Here is a 583-nt window from a genome sequence, read left to right as displayed (position 1 = left end):
CTTCAAGCGTTTTGGCTAATTCCGGTAAAATAGGTAGAAAGACATCTGTTTGGAATTTACTTTTCTCTGTTTTGAGATGAATAATATTGTCTTTGACATCTTTCCAGCCAATGCGAACCGCATCACCACGACGTAAGCCCGTATACAAAAGGACATCAATCCAGACACGTTCATGGGTACCATGGGACCATCTTTGATAATATTTCTCAACATCTTCTTCTGTCCAAACAGGAAAGCCGCTTTTATTTTTAAGAGGAGGTTTTTTGACGCCTAAAGCTGGATTATTTTCCAAAAGACCTTGATCAATTGCCCAATTAAAAAGTCCATTAAGGGCTTTCAGAAAGTTTCTAGCCATTGCTGGTGTTTCTTTGCGCCGTTCAACACCGGCTATGATATGTTTCTTTTCAATTGCTTGGTATGGAATATTTCCTATGGAGTCGCATATCTTCATAAGAATGTATTCTTTTTGTTTCTTTGTAGTATTAGAGTAGCTATGCCAATTAGAGCTGTTAAAGTATTGTTTAAGCAGCCATGCAAATGAACCTTCAACAAGTTTACCAGTTTTTGATTTAGGAAGTATAAG

General features: G+C 37.2%; 1 protein-coding gene. It reads right to left on the bottom strand.

The features are described 5' to 3' along the window. A partial coding sequence (locus tag ACFIL3_RS11060; protein WP_375682304.1) for a tyrosine-type recombinase/integrase occupies positions 1-583 on the bottom strand: 583 nt, incomplete at both ends.

This window comes from Bartonella sp. CE47NXGY, from assembly GCF_042195415.1.
Taxonomy (GTDB): Bacteria; Pseudomonadota; Alphaproteobacteria; order Rhizobiales; family Rhizobiaceae; genus Bartonella.
Note: the sequence above shows the minus strand (reverse complement) of the source record. Positions and strands in the feature narration are given on the sequence as shown.